Origin of the sequence: Desulfovibrio sp. TomC, from assembly GCF_000801335.2 — a bacterium.
Classification (GTDB): domain Bacteria; phylum Desulfobacterota; class Desulfovibrionia; order Desulfovibrionales; family Desulfovibrionaceae; genus Solidesulfovibrio.
The window spans coordinates 147,995-164,810 of the sequence record NZ_JSEH01000003.1; the positions used below are offsets into that span (position 1 = coordinate 147,995).

The following is a 16,816-nucleotide window of genomic DNA, read 5'->3' on the forward strand; positions in this document are numbered from 1 at the left end:
TCTACGTAGAACTATTCCTCCTTACATGCCAACCGATCATGTCGTATCGCTCATCAGCCGGGTCCGGGAGAGGGCCAATGCGCTTGTCGTGGCGGAACTTAAGCGGCGTGGGCATCCCGATCTGGCCCCGTCCCATGGAGCGATCCTGGCCACGCTGTATGCCTGCGGCCCGGTTCCCATGGGCGCGTTGGCCAGGAGCATCGACCGGAAAAAAAACACGCTGACCGTGCTGGTCAGGAAGCTCGAAAGCGCCGGCTATGTGTGTCGTCAGGACTCTCCGTCCGATTCCCGGGTGGCTCTCATCGCCCTGACGCCCAAAGGCGAAGGGTTTCGCAAGGATTTTCAGGAAATCTCGGACATACTCCTGGCCGCTGTCTGGGGAACCATGGAAGAAACGTCCAAAGAGGCCCTTGTCGACGGGTTGGAGCGGGTGTTGGCCAACCTGGAGTGATTTTTTTAGCAAAATAGTTCTATATAGAACAAAATAACAGGAGGAACGTGCCGGCGCAGTTGCCGCAGGAGATGGCCTTGGCTGGGCCGGAAACGGTCAATCGGATGTGGTTGGATGGCGCTTTAGAGGAACGTGTTCAAACCCTGGCGTCTGGTTTGGTCCAGCGTCCAGAAAAGGGGAAGCGTATGGAAAAGGCTCAAACGAATTACACGGTCGGGTCATTTGCGGGAGTGGAGACGACTGGAAGGATGACATTCAAGGACATGTTGGATCTTTCCGGATCGGAGCTGTCGGTCAATGCCTTGCCGGCTGGCGTCAGTGTTCCCTTCACGCACTGGCACAAACGAAATGAAGAGGTGTATGTCGTCCTCAGTGGAACGGGGCAGTTTTACGTGGATGGCGATGAATTCGCCGTCGCCCAGGGCAGCGTCATCCGCGTCAGTCCGGCTGGGGAGCGATGCCTGAAGGCCGACGCAACAAGCCCTTTGCTGTATCTTTGCCTCCAGACCGAGGCCAACAGCCTCGTGCAGGCCACTGAAAACGACGGTGTCATTGTGGCTTCCAAGCCTTCGTGGCTGTAGTCGGCCCACGCCTGGCTTCGCCCCGCAATGCAGAGCGTTGCGGGGCGTTTGCTTATGCCGGACCGGGCAGGAGCCGGGCTTGCGGTCAACGATCGCGGCCGAACTTCTCAAACTCGGCGAAGGCGCTGCGTTTGGCTTTGTTTTTGGCCTTGATGTCATCGAGAATGGAGTGGCTGAGGTCGGCGGCGTCCACGGGCTTGACCTTGGTCTGGGAGATAGGGCCGGAATTCAGGAATTGGCCGCCGATGTCGGCCAGCTCGTTGATGGTGAGTCGGCCGCCGGGCTGTTGGGGCGGCGGCTGCGGCAGGAAGGGATCGGGATCGGCCGGCATCTGGTCGACGATGGCCGGGGCGGCGTGGCCGGGCTGGGCGGGCGGCGGCGTGGCGGCCAGGGGGGTGCCCTGGCTGACGGCTTGTCGCAGCAGGCGCAGTTCAGCCAAAATCTCGTTTTGGACCTCGAGGATTTTGAGCAGGATGGTTTCCATGGGGCGGCTCTAGCATGGCTTGTGGGGGTGGTAAAGGGCGTGCCGGGCCTTTAGGGCTTGGCCAGCGCGGCCAGATTGGGGCCAAGGGAGGCCAGGGTGGCGCTGGCCAGCAGTTTTGCGCCGTAGGGGGTCAGGTGGACGCCGTCTTTGGTGCGGGTGGCGCGGGGGCCGTCGGGCGTTTGCTGGGCCGGGGCGTAGTGGCCGGCGGCATCGGCCAGGGTGCGGGAGACGTCGAGAAAGCGGGCGCCGGGCAGGGTGGCAAGTTCCTTGGCGATGACGGCGTTTATGGCGGCCACGTCGGCATTGAGTTTGGGATCGCCCATGACCGGCGCGCCGATCCAGTGGATGCGGGTGTCCGGATTGGCCGTGCGGGCCAGTTCCACGAGGCGGCGGACGCGGCGGGCGTATTCGGCGTCCCAGCCGGGGCGGCGGAAGGCCACTTTGGAGCCGTCGGGCCGGGTGAGCGTCTGGTTGTCGTTGGTGGCGATCATGACGATGACGGTATCGGGCCGGTGGGCGGCGACCAGGGCGGCCATTTCGCGTTCCCAGTTAAAGAAGTCGGGCCGGGCCAGGCCGCTTGAAACCTTGCCGCGCGAGGCAAAGGCGGTCTGGGGGCGGTTGGCGAGGAGCGGTCGCAGGGCGTCGGCCAGAAAGAGCGACAGGGAATCGCCGGCCACGAGAATGCTTTTGCCGGGGACAGCCGGAGCCAGGGCGGCATGCACTGGCGGCGGGGACGGTCTGGGCGACAGAGTTTTGACGGCCGGCGGCGGGGGCGCGGCCGGCTGCGGGGCCTGGGCCAGGCGTTGGGGTTCGGGGGCGGGCTCTTTGCTGGCGAGGCTGACGAGGCGAAGCGGCGCGGCCAGGGAGCCGAGCCGAGTGGTGCGGTGAATGGCCACGGGGCCGTCGAGCGGATGTCTGGCCGTCTTGTCCACGGCCAGGCGCACGGCAGAGGGCGAGACGGCGGCGCGAAGCGCGTCATAGGTCGTAGCTGTGTCCGTGCCCGTGGCCGGGGCGGCGTCGAATTGGCCAAGACGGCCGGTCAGGGCGTGCAGGCTGGTTTCGGGGCCGGGCGGCGGGGCCAGACCGGGATGGGTCAGGCGCGGCGCGGCCACGAGCATGGCCAGGGCCATGGTCAGGGCCAGGGCGGGACGTCTGGCAGGGAAAGCTGTTGCGACATGGGGCATGGCAGCGGCCTTGGGTTTGCCCGGCGCGGAGCAGCCGGCCGGGGGTACGAACGGGAAAGCAAGGTCCGGGCCGAAATGGAAATTGGCACAACTTCCCGGGATCTAGCGAAAAAATGTTGCGAGGCGGGCGTCAGCCGGCCGACGGTCGGCCGGCCGGCTCCCAAGCCGGTTGCCTTTTGACGGCGGCGCAGCTAGTTTGCGCCTCACTTCCCGGAGGTCGCCAAGAGCCGCGATGAATATTACCAGTTTTGAATTCGCCTTGTTTTTTGCCGTTATTTTGCCGCTCAATTGGCTGTTGCGGTCGCGGGCCGGCGCCTATCGACTGTTTCTGCTGTTGGCCTCCTATATCTTTTACGCCTCCTTCAACGCCAAATTCCTGTTGATCCTGCTGGTTTTCAGCTTCCTGACCTGGTTTTTCGCCGTGGTCTTTGCCGAGACCAGCGATGCCCGGTTCCGGCGGTTCTGCCTCATCCTCTATGTTGGCTTTTCCCTGGGGATGTTGATTTTCTTCAAGTATTACGAGATGCTCTATATCTCGGCCGATTGGCTGTTCCGGGTGCTGTCCTTTACCAGCCCGGTCCCGCTGCTCGACGTCATCATGCCGATCGGCATTTCCTTTTTCACCTTCCAGGGCATGTCCTACGCCATCGACGTCTACCGCGACCCGGCCAAGGTGGAGCGCAGCCTGGTCGAGGTGTTCTGCTTCATCTCCTTTTTCCCCACCATTTTGTCCGGTCCCATCCTGCGGGCCGGCAGTTTTCTGGGCCAGCTCAAAAAAGAGCAGGTGGGGCAGGTCGATTTCACCCGGGCCTTTTACCTGCTGACCCGGGGCCTCATTAAAAAAATCATCATTTCAAGTTACCTGTCCGAGCACATCGTGCGGGTGACCTTTGGCGCGCCCGAGGGCTACAGTTCGGCGGCGGTCGCGGTCGGCATCCTGTCCTACACCATGCAGATCTATTGCGATTTCTCCGGCTATTCCGATCTGGCCCAGGGTATCGGGCTGCTCATGGGCTTTGACATCCCGGACAATTTCAACGCGCCGTACACGAGTCTGAGCCTGCGCGATTTCTGGCGGCGCTGGCATATCACCTTTTCCACCTGGCTTCGAGACTACCTCTATATTTCCTTGGGCGGCAACCGCAAAGGCACGGGCCGCAAGTACGTCAACCTCGTGACCACCATGGCCCTTGGCGGATTGTGGCACGGGGCGGCCTACAACTTCCTGGTCTGGGGATTTATCCACGGTTTCGGCCTGATCGGGGCGCACATGGCGGGCGAGTATCGGGCCACCCGGCTGGCGGCCCGGGAAGCAGGACGGCAGGAAGCCCTGAAAGCGGCCGGCGGACTGCCCGAACCGGCGGCTGGTCCGGGCGTTGGCAGCGCGCTGTGGAACGCGGCCTGTTGGACGGTCACCTTTGCCTACGTCAACGTGGCCTGGGTGTTTTTCGGGGCTGAGGATGCCGGCAAGGCCGTGGACATCCTGCGCCGGGCTGTGGCCCTTGATCCGACCGGCGCGACATTTCGACCCACCTGTCTGGTCTTGGTGGCCGTGGTCCTCCTGGTGCAGCTGCTCCATCTGACGGGGCGGGATTTTTTTCGCAAGAGCTTTGAATGGTTGCCTTTCCCGGCCCAGGGGCTGGCCCTTGGGCTGGCGGCGGCCTGCATCTTGAAGCTTGGACCGGACGGCGTTCTGCCGTTTATATACTTCCAGTTTTAGTTTTTTCCTGTTTTTTCCGAGCACTGCAAGAATTTGGTATTCTTCTTGTAAGCGTATTCCCGTTCTGCTATGGTGGAAACCCAGGATGGGAACGCAGCATCGGCGGTTTCGTTCAATGGTAAGTGCCCAAAATCGTTGGGGAACGAGTCTTTGGGAGGCTTGGGCACAGGACCGGACGAGACGTTTAGGGACGTCTGCTGTTTGAGAATCTCATACCATCCAGGGTCGCGTTTCTTACATTATCATGCTGTGTCCGGGGCGTTGGCGCACGATGGGGGTCGTGGCGCGGCGGGTCGGGACGGCGATGAGGTGTCGATTATGCGAAACCCGAGTCAGGTCCTCCTCCTGGCCGTCATGATGGTCTCCCTGATCCTTCCTCCCGGTCTGCCCGTTGCGGGCGCGGCCAAGGTCGATCCGGCAGCCCCGGCCGTCAAACGCATCCTGCTCGTGGGCGATTCGTTGTCCATCGGACTCGGCAAGCAGCTCGAAACCGCTTTTGCCGGCCAATCCTCGGCACGTTTTGCCTACCTGGGCAAGGTGTCGAGCGGGCTGGCCAATCCGGCCTTTTTCGACTGGGACGCCCAGTTGACCGCCCAGGTGGCCAGCCATCATCCCGACGTGGTCCTGATCATGCTCGGCGCCAACGACGACAAGCCTCTGCCGACCGGCGAAGGGCGCAGCGCAGCCTTTGGCTCCAAGGCCTGGGAAGCGCAGTACGCCAAGCGCCTGGCCCGGCTGCACAGCATTGCCCGGTCGCAAAACCCGTCCGCCGCCGTCTATCTGATCGGCGTGCCGGTTATGGGCGACGCGGCCTTCAACGCCTCCATGGACAAGGTCAACGCCGTCCTGGCCGGCACTGCCGCCAGTCTGCCGGATTGCACCTATATTGACGTGCGCGACGTGTTGGCCGACGCCCGGGGAGCCTATGCCCCGGTGGCCAGGACCGCCTCCGGCGCAGTGGTGAAGCTTCGGGCCGACGACGGGGTGCACATCTCCGGAGCCGGTTCGCGCCTGCTGGCCGCCCGCCTGATCGAAACCATTGCCGCGCCTGCAGGCCTGCCCCGGGGACCGCTGTTGGCCGCCATCGACAATCGCGACATCACCCCGGTGGCCCGCGCCGCCCAGACCCCGATCCACGTGGCTGATCTGGGCCGTCCGGCCGTCCCGACCCTGGCCCCGGCTCCGATTACCGCGCCGGCTCCCGCCGTTGCCAAGGCTGCGGCCCCGGTCGCGCCCCAGAGTCCGGCCAAGCCGGTGTTGGCGGCGGCCGCCCCGAAAATTGTTGAACAGCCGGCCCCGTCGCCGGCAGCCCCGTCCGCTGCCAAGGCCCAGGCCGTCGTCGCCTCCGGCCAGCCGGCCTCTGTGGCCGCTGCCCCGGCTTCGTCTGCTTTGGCCTATACGGTGGCCGACGGCGACACCCTGTGGTCCGTGGCCAAGCGGCTGGGCGTGTCGGCTGACGCCCTGGTTGCGGCCAACCCCGGCATCGATCCCCGGCGTCTGTCCATTGGCCAGCGTCTGGCTGCGCCGGCCGGGGTGGACGCCCTGGTCGTGGCCCAGGCCATGCAGCGACCGTCCACGCCGTCCAGCCCGGCCCCGTCCGTGGCCCGGGCCCATACCGTGGCCGACGGCGACAACTTCTGGTCCGTCGCCCGCCAGTACGGCGTGAGCGTGGCGGCGCTGACCGAGGCCAATCCCGGCGTCGATCCGACCCGGCTGCGCATCGGCCAGGGACTGGCCCTGCCGGTCACCTCCCAGGCCGCCGTCCGCCCGGCGGCCGCGGGCAAGCCCCATGCCGAGGCGGCAGGCGGGTCCACGGCCGGCTACGTGGTGGCCGACGGCGACAACTTCTGGACCATTGCCCGGCGTCTGGGTGTGGGGACGGATGATCTGACCCGGCTCAACGCCGGGCTCGATCCCCTGCATTTAAAGCCCGGCCAGGTGCTGGCCGTGCCGGAAAACGCCCGGGCCGAGGCCCGGCGTCCGGCGACCGCCCCGGCTTCCGGCGAGGCGCGTGCGATCAGCGACGCGGGCCTGTATCCCGTGGCCCCGGGCGACACCTTGTGGGCCTTGTCGCGCCGCTTCGGCGTGTCCCTGGAATCCCTCATTGCGCTTAACGGCGAGGTTGATCCGGTCCGCCTCAAGGTGGGCCAGCTCGTCACCGTGCCGGCTGATGGCCCGATTACCACTTCGGAACTGCTGGTTTTCCCGGTCTCGGCCGGCGACTCCCTGTGGAGCATCGCCCGTCGCTTTGACCTGAGCGTCGAGGCCCTGGCTGCGGCCAATCCCGGCGTCGATCCCCTGCATCTGCGCGAAGGCCAGTTGTTGCGGGTGCCGTCGTCCCTGGCTGCTGTGGCGGCCTCGGGCGCGCCGAAGAAGCCGGCTGCCGCGACCCCGGCCCCGGCCGTGTCCGAGGGTGCGCCGGCGCAGGCGCAGCCTGTCCCGGCCGTCGGTCCGGCCCACGCCCCGGCGCGCCAGCACGTCATCTCCGAGGGGGACACCATCTGGGAACTGGCGCGGCTGTACGGCTTGAGCGCCCAGCGTATTCTGGCTGAAAACGCCGGGCTCAATCCGGTCCGGCTGCAGATCGGCCAGATTGTGCAGTTGCCGGTGGGCCTGGCCGCCATGGCCGCCCGGTAGGGCGCGGCTCCCTGCCCTTGACCGGGATGCGCGGCATGGGTAGATGCAACGAAGAAGACGGTTGATTCGGCCCTGGCTAGGCTGCTTTCAGTTAGCGAACCCGTCCCGGGAGGGCGAGATGGGCAACTCCTACGGCAATGGGATGGGTAGTGCGGCTTCCTATGCAATTGTAGCCAAAACGTTGGACAATATGAACAATATCAGTGCCACGTCAGCTATCGGCGAATCCGCTCCCATCGACAAGCAGACAGTGGGCGCGGCTGTTGTCAGCAAGACCTTGGATGCCATGAATACCGAGACAGGGCCTTCGGCCACTGCGACGTCCAAGGACATGAGCCAGACCTATCAGCTTTCCAAAGACGTGCTCGGGGCCTACACCTCGGGCATCGGCTCCCTGACCGACGCCAAGGGCTAGTGCGGCCGGCCCGGTCCGCCACAGGCGGGGACCGGGGCGACGTCAGCCGGCCGTCGGCCGTGTGGGAAGGGCACAGGCGTCTCGCTCCCTGGCCGGGCCTTGCCCGGGACAGGAACCGGTTGACGCCGGCTGCCACTTGGGCGCAGCGTGGGCCACCGCGCCGCAGCCGCCTGGGCGTTTGCCGTTGCCTCGGCACTGGAATGGAATTTTTTTTTCTGACGGTTCAAAGACAGGGGCGATGCTCCTGTTTTGTTTTTTTGAGGGAGTGACCGTGCGCAAATTGCTTCGAGTTGATATGACGGCGGCCAGCGGCGAGCTGGCCGAACGGGTGGAAGCCTGGCTCTCGGACCGGGCGGCCCAGGGTTGGGAAGAGGACACGGCCGCAGACGGCGCGAGCGTGCGTTTTCGCGTCCACCTGGAAGACGCGCCCCCGGCCCGGGAGTTTGCCGAGGAGGCGGCCCGGGACTGGCCGGAGTTGCCCATAGCGGTGTCCACCATTGAGGAAGAGGACTGGGGCGCGGCCTGGATGGCCTTTTTTACGCCCATCGAGGTCGGCGGCGTCTATGAGATCCTGCCGCCCTGGATGGCCGACCACGACACCGGGGATCGCCGGCCCATCCTGATCGAACCCAAGATGGCCTTCGGCACCGGCCACCATCCGACCACGGCCCTGTGCCTGGAGGCCTTTGCCACGGCCCACCAGGCCGGCTGGCTCACCCCGGCCATGCGTTTTCTCGATCTGGGCACCGGTTCCGGCATCCTCGGCATCGGCCTGTGCCGTCTGGGCCTGACCGGCCTTGGCGTCGACATCGACCCCCAGGCCGTGTGGTGCGCCGCCGACAACGTCCGGTTAAACGGCGTGGCCGACGGCATGACCCTGGCCGTTGGCGGGGTGGGCTGTCTGGCCGAGGACAGCCGCTACGAAGTGGTCGTGGCCAATATCCTGGCCGCGCCGCTTGTGGCCATGGCCCCGCGCATTGTCTCCCATGTGGCCGAGGGCGGGATGCTGGTCCTGTCCGGCATCCTGGAAACCCAGGCCGACGACGTGACCGCCGCCTACCGCGCCGTCGGGCTGCCCGAGCCGGAGCGCCGGGTGTCCGGGGAATGGGCGTCGCTTGTCTGGCGATGATTTACATTCGCTGCAAACGGGTCTATTGAGGCGCTTTCCACGTTTGTAATCTAACCACCTCAAACCGTCTTCAAGGCACAAGCCATGCACCTGAAAAAACGTGTTCTCGTCACCGGCGGCGCCGGCTTCCTCGGCTCGCACCTGTGCGAACGCCTGCTCGACCGGGGTTGCGACGTTCTCTGCCTGGACAACTATTTCACCGGGGCCAAGCAAAACGTCCTGCATCTCCTCGATAATCCGCATTTCGAGCTGCTGCGTCACGACGTCACCTTCCCGCTTTATGTGGAAGTCGACGAGATCTACAATCTGGCCTGCCCGGCTTCGCCCATCCACTACCAGCACGATCCGGTCCAGACCACCAAGACCAGCGTGCATGGGGCCATCAACATGCTCGGCCTGGCCAAGCGGTTGCGGGCCAAGATCATGCAGGCCTCGACTTCCGAGGTCTACGGCGACCCGTCGGTGCACCCCCAGCCGGAATCCTATTGGGGCAACGTCAACACCATCGGCTTCCGCTCCTGCTACGACGAAGGCAAGCGCTGCGCCGAGACCCTTTTCTTCGACTACCGCCGCCAGCACAACCTGCGCATCAAGGTGGCCCGTATTTTCAATACCTACGGACCCCGGATGCACCCCAACGACGGCCGGGTGGTCTCCAACTTCATCATCCAGGCCCTTCGCGGCGAGCCGCTGACCGTGTACGGCCAGGGCCAGCAGACCCGTTCGTTCTGCTACGTCGACGACCTCATTGAGGCCTTCATCCGCCTCATGGATACGCCGGACGACTTCACCGGCCCGGTCAACACCGGCAACCCGGGCGAGTTCACCATCCTCGAACTGGCCAAGCTGGTCATCGAGTACACCGGCTCCAAGTCGGTCATCGAGTACCGGCCCCTGCCGACCGACGACCCCAAGCAGCGCCGTCCGGACATCACCCTGGCCAAGGCCAAGCTCGGCTGGGAACCCAAGGTGGCCCTGGCTGAGGGGCTGAAAAAGACCATTGAGTACTTCGACCAATTCCTGCGCCAGCAGTAAGCTGCCGCCGGCGGACCCTTTCATGACGCATGACGAGCACAGCCGCTCCGCCTCCGGGCGGGGCGGCAAAATATCCCTTGTGGTTCCCGTGTATAACGAGGGCCAGGGACTCTATGCCCTGCGCGACAGCATCACGGCCGTCATGGACGCCACGGCCTACGAATGGGACTGCATCCTGGTCGACGACGGCAGCCGCGACGGCTCCTGGGGGATCGTCGAGGAGCTTTCCGCTGCGGACCCGCGTTTCAAGGGCCTGATGTTTTCCCGCAATTTCGGCAAGGAAATGGCCCTTACCGCCGGAGTCGAGCACGCCATCGGGGCCGATGCCGTGGTCTGTCTCGACGCCGATTTGCAGCATCCGCCGGAAATCATCCCGGACCTGCTGGCCAAGTGGGAGGAGGGCTACGACATCGTGGCCACCATCCGCGAAAAGGTCGCGGACTACTCCCTGGTCAAAAAGCTCGGCTCCAGGACCTTTTACTGGTTCATGAGCCGGTTTACCGACCTCGATCTGCCGCCCAATTCCACAGATTTCCGCCTGCTCGACCGCAAGGTCGTGGAGACGCTGTCCAAATTCACCGAGGGCTCGCGGATGTTTCGCGGCCTGATCGACTGGATGGGCTACAAAAAGACCTACATCTCTTTTTGCGCCCCGGCCCGCAGCCAGGGCGAGCCGGCCTATTCCGTCAAAAAGCTCTTTGATCTGGCCATCAACAGCTTCACCTCCTTTTCCCTCGTGCCGCTGCGCCTGGCCGGCTACCTGGGCCTTTTGATCATGACCGTCACCGTGCCGGTGCTGGGACTTATGGTCCTCAGTAACTGGTTTCTCGGGGCCAATATTACGGCCCTGGCCTTTTTCACGGTCTTCAACACGCTTTTGATCGGCATTGTCCTGTGCGCCCTGGGCATGATGTCGCTCTACATCGGCCATATCCACACCGAGGTGGTCAACCGGCCCCTCTATATCGTGCGCTCCCGCGCCGGAACCTGGGACGAGACGCAGTGAGCTTTGACGCGCCGCTTTTTTCCATCATCATTCCGTTCAAGGCCCCTGGTCCCTACCTGCAAGAGAGCCTGCCCCACTTGCTGGCTCTGGCCGAGACGGATTTCGAGATCATTCTCGTCGCCGACGACGCCATGGACGTGGCGGCCCTGACCGCCGATCCCCGGGTGCGGGCTCTGGCCTCCGGGCCGGTGTCGCCGGCCGTCAAACGCGATCTGGGGTCGGTCTCGGCCCTGGGAACCTATCTGGCCTTTATTGACGACGACGCCTATCCCGACCGGGGCTGGCTGTCCGTGGCCCGGGCCGTGTTCGAAGCCTCGCCCGAGGTCTCGGCCGTAGGCGGTCCGGCCGAGACTCCGCCCGACGACCCGTTCTGGGCCAGGGCGTCAGGCGCGGTCTTCTTAAGCCGCCTGACCGGCTTTCCCGAACGTTACCGGCCAACGCCGCCGCGCCGGTTTGTCGACGACTGGCCGACGGTCAATCTGATCGTGCGCCGGGACGCCTTTTTTGCCGTGGGCGGCTTCGATACCGCCTGCTGGCCCGGCGAGGACACCAAGTTCTGCCTGGACCTCGTCCACAAAAAGGGCGGCCGCATCCTCTATCTGCCCGAGCTTTTCGTCTGGCACCACCGCCGCCCGGGACTGGCCAAGCATCTGCGCCAGGTCGGCAACTATGGCCTGCACCGGGGCCATTTCGTGCGGGTGCATCCCGAAACCTCACGCCGCCCCTGTTATTTCGCCCCGGCCGCCTGGGTGCTCTTTCTGGCCGTGGCCCTGGCCTACGGCTTCTTCTATGTAGCCGACGGCGCCTCGCCCGCCCCGATCCTGGGGACGCTTTTGAGCCTGGGCTTTGGCGCCTACGGCCTGTTTCTCCTGGCCGTTTTTCTCGAACTCCGGCTCATGCGCCAGGAATCCCCGGCCGTGGCCCTGGCCGCCATCCCCTACGTGGCCCTGACCCACCTCTGGTACGGCCTGCGTTTCCTCTATGGCCTCACCCGCAAAACGCTGACCAGCTCTCTTGGCAGGTAATATGAAAATTTCCGTGGCCTATCCGCCGCTTTCCTCGGACAAGGGAACGCCGCTTTTAACGCAAAATCGCCAGTTCCAGTGGTTCACCAACCCCACCTACATCTATCCCATGGTGCCGGCCTACGCCGCGAGCCTCTTGGCCGCGCGCGGCCACGACGTCTCTTTTGACGACGGCATCGCCGATGAGAAGCGCTACGACGACTTCATGCGCGAACTCATCGCCAAGGCCCCGGACCTCATCGCCCTGGAGACCAAGACCCCGGTGGTCACGCGCCACTGGAAGATCGTGGCCGAGCTCAAAAAGGCCCTGCCAAAGACCCGCGTGGTGCTCATGGGCGACCACGTGACTGCCCTGCCGCGCGAATCCATGGAAAATTCCCCGGTGGACTTCGTCATCTGCGGCGGCGACTTCGATTTCATCCTGGCCGATCTGGCCGATCATCTGGCCGGCACGCTGGCCGAGATGCCGGCCGGCGTGTGGCGGCGCGAGGGCGACGCAATCATCGACGGCGGCGTGGGGAGCCTCACCCACAACCTCGACGAGCTGCCGTATATCGACCGCAAGCTGACCAAATGGGAACGCTACGCCTATAAAAACGGCAACTTCAAGTACACGCCCGGCACCTATGTCATGGCCGGCCGCGACTGCTGGTGGGGCCGGTGCACCTTTTGCAGCTGGACCACGCTGTTTCCGGGCAAGACCTACCGCACGGTCTCCCCGGCCCGGCACGTGGCCGAGATCGAGCATCTGGTCAACGAGCTTGGCGTGCGCGAGATTTTCGACGACTCGGGCTGCTTTCCGCGCGGGGCCTGGCTGGAAGAATTCTGCAACCTGCTGATCAGCAAGGGCCTGCATAAAAAGGTCGTGCTCGGCTGCAACATGCGTGTTGGCGAGTTGACCCAGGCCCAGTGGAATCTCCTGAAAAAGGCCAATTTCCGCTTCATCCTGATCGGCCTGGAATCCATGTCCCAGGACACGCTCAATAGGCTTAAAAAGGGCATCCAGGTCTCCCAGATCGAGGAGACCATGCGCATGGCCAAAAAGGCCGGCCTTGAGCCGCATATCACCACCATGGTCGGCTATCCCTGGGAGTCGCGCGAGGACGCCCGGCGCACGGTCGATTTTGCCAAGTCGCTTTTTTCCCGCGGCCTGCTCAATACCCTGCAAGCCACCATCGTCGTGCCCTATCCCGGCACGCCGCTCTTTGAAGAAGCCAGGCAAAACGGCTGGTTGACCACCGAGAACTGGGACGACTACGACATGCGCATGTCGGTCTGGAAAAGTCCGATCTCCAATGCCGACGTGTTGCAATTTAAAGATGAGTTGTATAAAGCCGCCTTGTCGCCGGCGTTTATCGTCCGCAAAATCATGAGCATCCGGGACATCGACGACATAAAATTCCTGGCCCGGGCCGCTTCCAAGCTGCTGGGCCATCTGCTCAACAAAAGCCGCGCCAAGGGTTGCGACTGCAAATAAGCCCGCAACAAGCCGTCTGCATATTGCCATGACCACCATGCCCACCGCTTTCGCCGGCCCTGGCCGCTGCCCTCCCTCCCGTTGCCTTCGTCCGGCAGGCGGCCGCTAGTCATGGCGCGTGTCTCCGTGGTCGTTACCACGAAAAATGAAGCCGCCAACATCGGCCACTGTCTGGCCTCGGTGGCGGCCCAGGATTTTCCCAGCCAAGACCTGGAAATCATTGTCGTGGACAACGGCTCCGACGACGACACCAAGGCCATTGCCAGGCAGTATACCGATCTGGTCTTCGACAAGGGACCGGAACGCTCGGTCCAGCGCAACTACGGCATGCTCGACGTGGCCACGGGCGACTATGTCATGTTTCTTGACGCGGACATGATCCTGTCGCGGACCGTGATCCGCCGCTGCGTGGAGTTGCTCGACGCCGCCGGCCACGTGGCCCTGCATATTCCCGAAATTGTTCTGGGCGCGGATTATTTTCCGTCGGTTCGCCGCTTTGAACGCAGCTTCTACGACGGCACCGTCATCGACGGTGTGCGCATCATTGCCAAGGATGCTTTTGCCGCCGTCGGCGGCTTCGACGCCTCCCTGACCGGCCCGGAGGACTGGGACCTGGATAAAAAGCTCAAAGGCATTGGAACCATCGGGCTCCTGTCGCGCTACGATTTCGACGCGGTGGATGCCTATGTCTCCAACCTGCCCAGGGACGGATTTCTCGATGCGCTGACCGGCTTCGAGGACCGCAGCGGGCTGGACGTGCCGCTTTTATTTCACAACGAAGCCGCTTTCCACCTCGGCCGCTACCTGAAAAAGAAGACGTATTACACAGGCAGCGCCGAGGCCTACATCGCCAAATGGACCAGGGAAGACCCGGATATTGCCCGCCAATACGGTGCGGTCTACCGGTTTTTTGGCGTCTTTATTGAACAAGGCCGCTACCGAAGGCTCATAACCCATCCGGGCAAGGCCTTCGGCATGTATTTCCTGCGTTTCCTCGTGGGCGCACTGTTTCTGGCCAGAAGAACACGCCAGGCCCCAAGCGCGTAAGCCGCCCTCGAAACTCGCACCCAACCCGCCAACAGGAGTAGATCCCCGTGGCAGTCGCCATTGTTACCGGCTCGGCCGGCCTGATCGGTTCCGAGACCGTGAAATTTTTCTGTGATAAGGGCTTTGACGTTGTCGGCATCGACAACAACTTCCGCAAAACCTTTTTCGGCGAAGACGCCTCCACCGAGTGGAACAAGCAGCGTCTGGAAGCCGCCCATAAAAACTACACCCACTACGACGCCGACATCCGCGACCACGACGGCATCGCCAAGATCTACGGCCGCTACGGCAAAGACGTCAAAGCCGTCATCCACTGCGCCGCCCAGCCCTCCCATGATTGGGCCGCCTCCGACCCCTACATGGACTTCACCGTCAATGCCAACGGCACCCTGGTGATGCTCGAAAACTACCGCCAGAATTGCCCCGAGGCGGTCTTCATCTTCACCTCCACCAACAAGGTCTACGGCGACACGCCCAACTACCTGCCCCTGGTGGAACTGGAAACCCGCTGGGAAATCGATCCGTCCCATATCTATAACGACGGCATCGACGAGACCATGTCCATCGACCACACCAAGCACAGCCTCTTTGGCGCATCCAAAGTGGCCGCCGACGTGCTGGTCCAGGAATACGGCCGCTATTTCGGCCTCAATACCGGCGTTTTCCGCGGCGGCTGTCTGACCGGCCCGTCCCACTCCGGCACGCGCCTGCACGGCTTTTTGTCCTATCTCATGCGTTGCTGCATCTCCGGCAAAAAGTATTTCATCTACGGCTACAAGGGCAAGCAGGTCCGCGACAACATCCACTCCCACGATCTGGTCAACAGCCTGTGGCACTACTTCGAAAAGCCGCGCGTGGGCGAAGTCTACAACATGGGCGGCGGCCGCTATTCCAATTGCTCCATGATCGAAGCCATCCGCATGTGCGAGGAAATCTCGGGCAAAAAGCTCAACTACGAATATCAGGACGACAACCGCATCGGCGACCACATCTGGTGGATCAGCGGGCTCAAAAAGTTCGAAGAGCACTACCCCGACTGGAAGATGGCCTATACCGTGCCGACCATCCTCCAGGAAATCTATGACGTCCAAAAAGATGTCATGGAAACGGCGTAATGTAGAGTTGCATAGAAATAGTAGAGAAGAGAAGATGCCTCCGGCGGCGGGCGGGATAATCCCCCCGGACCCCTTGATGGGAAAAGTTGTCAAGGGGAGCGCGTTACAATGATCGGAGTTGCCCCGCGAATCCCTTGCCTTCCAGGAGGGATTCCAAAGGGCACTGCCCTTTGGCCGCCGGAGGCATCCGGGGAGTGCCCGCAGACTCCCTCCTTTGGCGGGGCGGCGACCGAAGCGGTCGCCGCCCCGCCATTTCAGTTGATCAACCAGCGGTGATCGACGTATCCCCCCGTTAAGAATTTTTGGGGAAGGCGGGGGTCTGGGGGAGGGAACCCTTTTTTGCAAAAAAGGGTTCCCTCCCCCAGGTCTTCGCCTCGTCTCCCACAGGAGTCCTGTATGCAGACCATGCTTGTGACCGGCGGGGCCGGGTTTGTCGGCAGCAATCTGGCTATGGCCTTCAAGAAGAAATATCCGGAACGCTCCGTGATCGTGCTGGACAACTTGAAGCGGCGCGGGTCGGAATTCAACGTACCGCGTCTGGTTGCGGCCGGCATCCGGTTTGTGCATGGGGACATCCGCAACCTGGAAGACCTGGAACTGGCCGACAAGATCGACGTGCTCCTCGAGTGTTCGGCCGAGCCGTCGGTGCTGGCCGGCTTTGGCGGCTCGCCCAAGTATCTCATCAACACCAATCTGACCGGCACCATCAACTGTCTGGAAGTGGCCCGCAAAAACGCCGCCGACGTGGTGTTTCTGTCCACCAGCCGGGTCTATCCCTACGATCCCATCAATGCCATCGGGGTACGGGAAGAAGCGTCGCGGTTTGTCTGGGAGTCCGGCCAGGGGCCGCGCGGCTGGTCCGAAGCGGGCGTGGACATCGACTTCGATCTCAACGGGCCGAAGTCCATGTACGGGGCCACCAAGCTCTGCTCGGAATTCGTGCTGCGGGAATACGAAGCCATGTACGGCGTGCGCAGCGTGATCAACCGCTGCGGCGTCATTGCCGGGCCGTGGCAGTTCGGCAAGGTCGACCAGGGTGTGTTTTCCTTGTGGGTCCAGGCCCACTATTTCAAGAAATCGCTGTCGTATATCGGTTTTGGCGGTCTGGGCAAGCAGGTGCGCGATCTGCTGCACATCGACGATCTGTTCGATCTGCTGGATATCCAGCTGTCAGACCTTGAGAAAGCCCGCGGCAAGGTGTACAATGTCGGCGGCGGAAGAGACACGAGCCTGTCGCTGCTGGAAACCACGCGGCTTTGCCAGGAGCTGACGGGCAACACCATTGAAATCCGCAGTGACCCGGTCAACCGGCCGGCCGATCTGGCTATTTATATGGGCGACAACCGGCGGGTGACGGAAGATTACGGTTGGAAGCCCAAGCGCAGTGCGGAAACGATCCTGCAGGATCTTTTTCATTGGGTCCGCGAAAACGAGACAAGCCTGCGCACGCTTTCCGCCCTGTAACAACGGGGGGAGTACGGCGCTCCCGGAAAACGAGCGTCATGTTGTA

General features: G+C 63.4%; 15 protein-coding genes. 13 read left to right on the forward strand and 2 right to left on the reverse strand.

All coding sequences use genetic code 11. From position 1 onward, the window contains the following. Positions 1-25: 25 nt before the first annotated feature. A complete protein-coding gene (locus NY78_RS03895) occupies positions 26-451 on the forward strand; it encodes a MarR family winged helix-turn-helix transcriptional regulator (protein ID WP_043631984.1) in 426 nt (141 codons plus the stop codon). Positions 452-498: 47 nt separating this feature from the next. Next, positions 499-1,032 (forward strand): cupin domain-containing protein, encoded by a 534-nt coding sequence (locus NY78_RS03900; RefSeq protein ID WP_197084200.1) that lies wholly within the window; start codon positions 499-501, stop codon positions 1,030-1,032. Between the two features lie 85 nt (positions 1,033-1,117). On the opposite strand, the gene NY78_RS03905 is transcribed toward NY78_RS03900, so the two are convergent. Both NY78_RS03905 and NY78_RS03910 read right to left on the reverse strand, forming a co-directional pair. Continuing rightward, the gene (locus NY78_RS03905; protein ID WP_043631987.1) at positions 1,118-1,516 is read right to left on the reverse strand and encodes a hypothetical protein; all 399 of its coding nucleotides are present in this window, start codon (positions 1,514-1,516) and stop codon (positions 1,118-1,120) included. A gap of 50 nt (positions 1,517-1,566) precedes the next feature. Then, entirely contained in the window at positions 1,567-2,700 is a 1,134-nt protein-coding gene (locus NY78_RS03910; RefSeq protein WP_043631989.1) for an SGNH/GDSL hydrolase family protein, read from the reverse strand. Positions 2,701-2,932: 232 nt separating this feature from the next. Here NY78_RS03910 and NY78_RS03920 point away from each other — a divergent pair, with 232 nt between their 5' ends. The 11 genes from NY78_RS03920 (at position 2,933) to NY78_RS03970 (ending at position 16,770) form a co-directional block, all read left to right on the forward strand. Continuing rightward, entirely contained in the window at positions 2,933-4,420 is a 1,488-nt protein-coding gene (locus NY78_RS03920) for an MBOAT family O-acyltransferase (protein ID WP_043631993.1), read from the forward strand. Between the two features lie 318 nt (positions 4,421-4,738). Continuing rightward, positions 4,739-7,057, forward strand: coding sequence for a DUF459 domain-containing protein (locus NY78_RS03925; RefSeq protein ID WP_043631995.1), 2,319 nt, complete (start codon positions 4,739-4,741; stop codon positions 7,055-7,057). A 190-nt stretch (positions 7,058-7,247) separates the two neighbouring features. Beyond that, positions 7,248-7,472 carry a hypothetical protein gene (locus NY78_RS03930; protein ID WP_231583748.1) on the forward strand — a complete coding sequence of 75 codons (225 nt, stop codon included), beginning with the start codon at positions 7,248-7,250 and terminating at the stop codon, positions 7,470-7,472. Positions 7,473-7,743: 271 nt separating this feature from the next. Beyond that, a complete protein-coding gene (locus NY78_RS03935; RefSeq protein WP_043632321.1) occupies positions 7,744-8,601 on the forward strand; it encodes a 50S ribosomal protein L11 methyltransferase in 858 nt (285 codons plus the stop codon). An 84-nt stretch (positions 8,602-8,685) separates the two neighbouring features. Beyond that, a complete protein-coding gene (locus NY78_RS03940) occupies positions 8,686-9,636 on the forward strand; it encodes a UDP-glucuronic acid decarboxylase family protein (RefSeq protein WP_043632000.1) in 951 nt (316 codons plus the stop codon). Positions 9,637-9,658: 22 nt separating this feature from the next. Then, entirely contained in the window at positions 9,659-10,642 is a 984-nt protein-coding gene (locus NY78_RS03945; protein WP_047960019.1) for a glycosyltransferase family 2 protein, read from the forward strand. Further along, positions 10,639-11,667, forward strand: a complete 1,029-nt coding sequence (locus NY78_RS03950; protein ID WP_043632002.1) for a glycosyltransferase — start codon at positions 10,639-10,641, stop codon at positions 11,665-11,667. Before NY78_RS03945 ends, NY78_RS03950 begins: the two co-directional genes overlap by 4 nt. A gap of 1 nt (position 11,668) precedes the next feature. Next, positions 11,669-13,144 (forward strand): B12-binding domain-containing radical SAM protein, encoded by a 1,476-nt coding sequence (locus NY78_RS03955; protein ID WP_043632004.1) that lies wholly within the window; start codon positions 11,669-11,671, stop codon positions 13,142-13,144. A gap of 111 nt (positions 13,145-13,255) precedes the next feature. Further along, positions 13,256-14,191, forward strand: coding sequence for a glycosyltransferase (locus NY78_RS03960; RefSeq protein WP_043632005.1), 936 nt, complete (start codon positions 13,256-13,258; stop codon positions 14,189-14,191). Positions 14,192-14,238: 47 nt separating this feature from the next. Beyond that, positions 14,239-15,306, forward strand: coding sequence for an NAD-dependent epimerase/dehydratase family protein (locus tag NY78_RS03965; protein WP_043632007.1), 1,068 nt, complete (start codon positions 14,239-14,241; stop codon positions 15,304-15,306). Positions 15,307-15,702: 396 nt separating this feature from the next. Beyond that, on the forward strand, positions 15,703-16,770 hold the full coding sequence (locus NY78_RS03970) for an NAD-dependent epimerase/dehydratase family protein (protein WP_043632008.1): 1,068 nt from the start codon (positions 15,703-15,705) through the stop codon (positions 16,768-16,770). Positions 16,771-16,816 lie beyond the last annotated feature (46 nt).

Coding starts and splice junctions, on each gene's coding strand:
- NY78_RS03920 (WP_043631993.1), top strand. CDS start 2,933: ATGAATATTACCAGTTTTGAATTCGCCTTGTTTTTTGCCGTTATTTTG.
- NY78_RS03960 (WP_043632005.1), top strand. CDS start 13,256: ATGGCGCGTGTCTCCGTGGTCGTTACCACGAAAAATGAAGCCGCCAAC.
- NY78_RS03930 (WP_231583748.1), top strand. CDS start 7,248: ATGAACAATATCAGTGCCACGTCAGCTATCGGCGAATCCGCTCCCATC.
- NY78_RS03910 (WP_043631989.1), bottom strand. CDS start 2,700: ATGCCCCATGTCGCAACAGCTTTCCCTGCCAGACGTCCCGCCCTGGCC.
- NY78_RS03905 (WP_043631987.1), bottom strand. CDS start 1,516: ATGGAAACCATCCTGCTCAAAATCCTCGAGGTCCAAAACGAGATTTTG.
- NY78_RS03925 (WP_043631995.1), top strand. CDS start 4,739: ATGCGAAACCCGAGTCAGGTCCTCCTCCTGGCCGTCATGATGGTCTCC.
- NY78_RS03895 (WP_043631984.1), top strand. CDS start 26: ATGCCAACCGATCATGTCGTATCGCTCATCAGCCGGGTCCGGGAGAGG.
- NY78_RS03945 (WP_047960019.1), top strand. CDS start 9,659: ATGACGCATGACGAGCACAGCCGCTCCGCCTCCGGGCGGGGCGGCAAA.
- NY78_RS03940 (WP_043632000.1), top strand. CDS start 8,686: ATGCACCTGAAAAAACGTGTTCTCGTCACCGGCGGCGCCGGCTTCCTC.
- NY78_RS03970 (WP_043632008.1), top strand. CDS start 15,703: ATGCAGACCATGCTTGTGACCGGCGGGGCCGGGTTTGTCGGCAGCAAT.
- NY78_RS03955 (WP_043632004.1), top strand. CDS start 11,669: ATGAAAATTTCCGTGGCCTATCCGCCGCTTTCCTCGGACAAGGGAACG.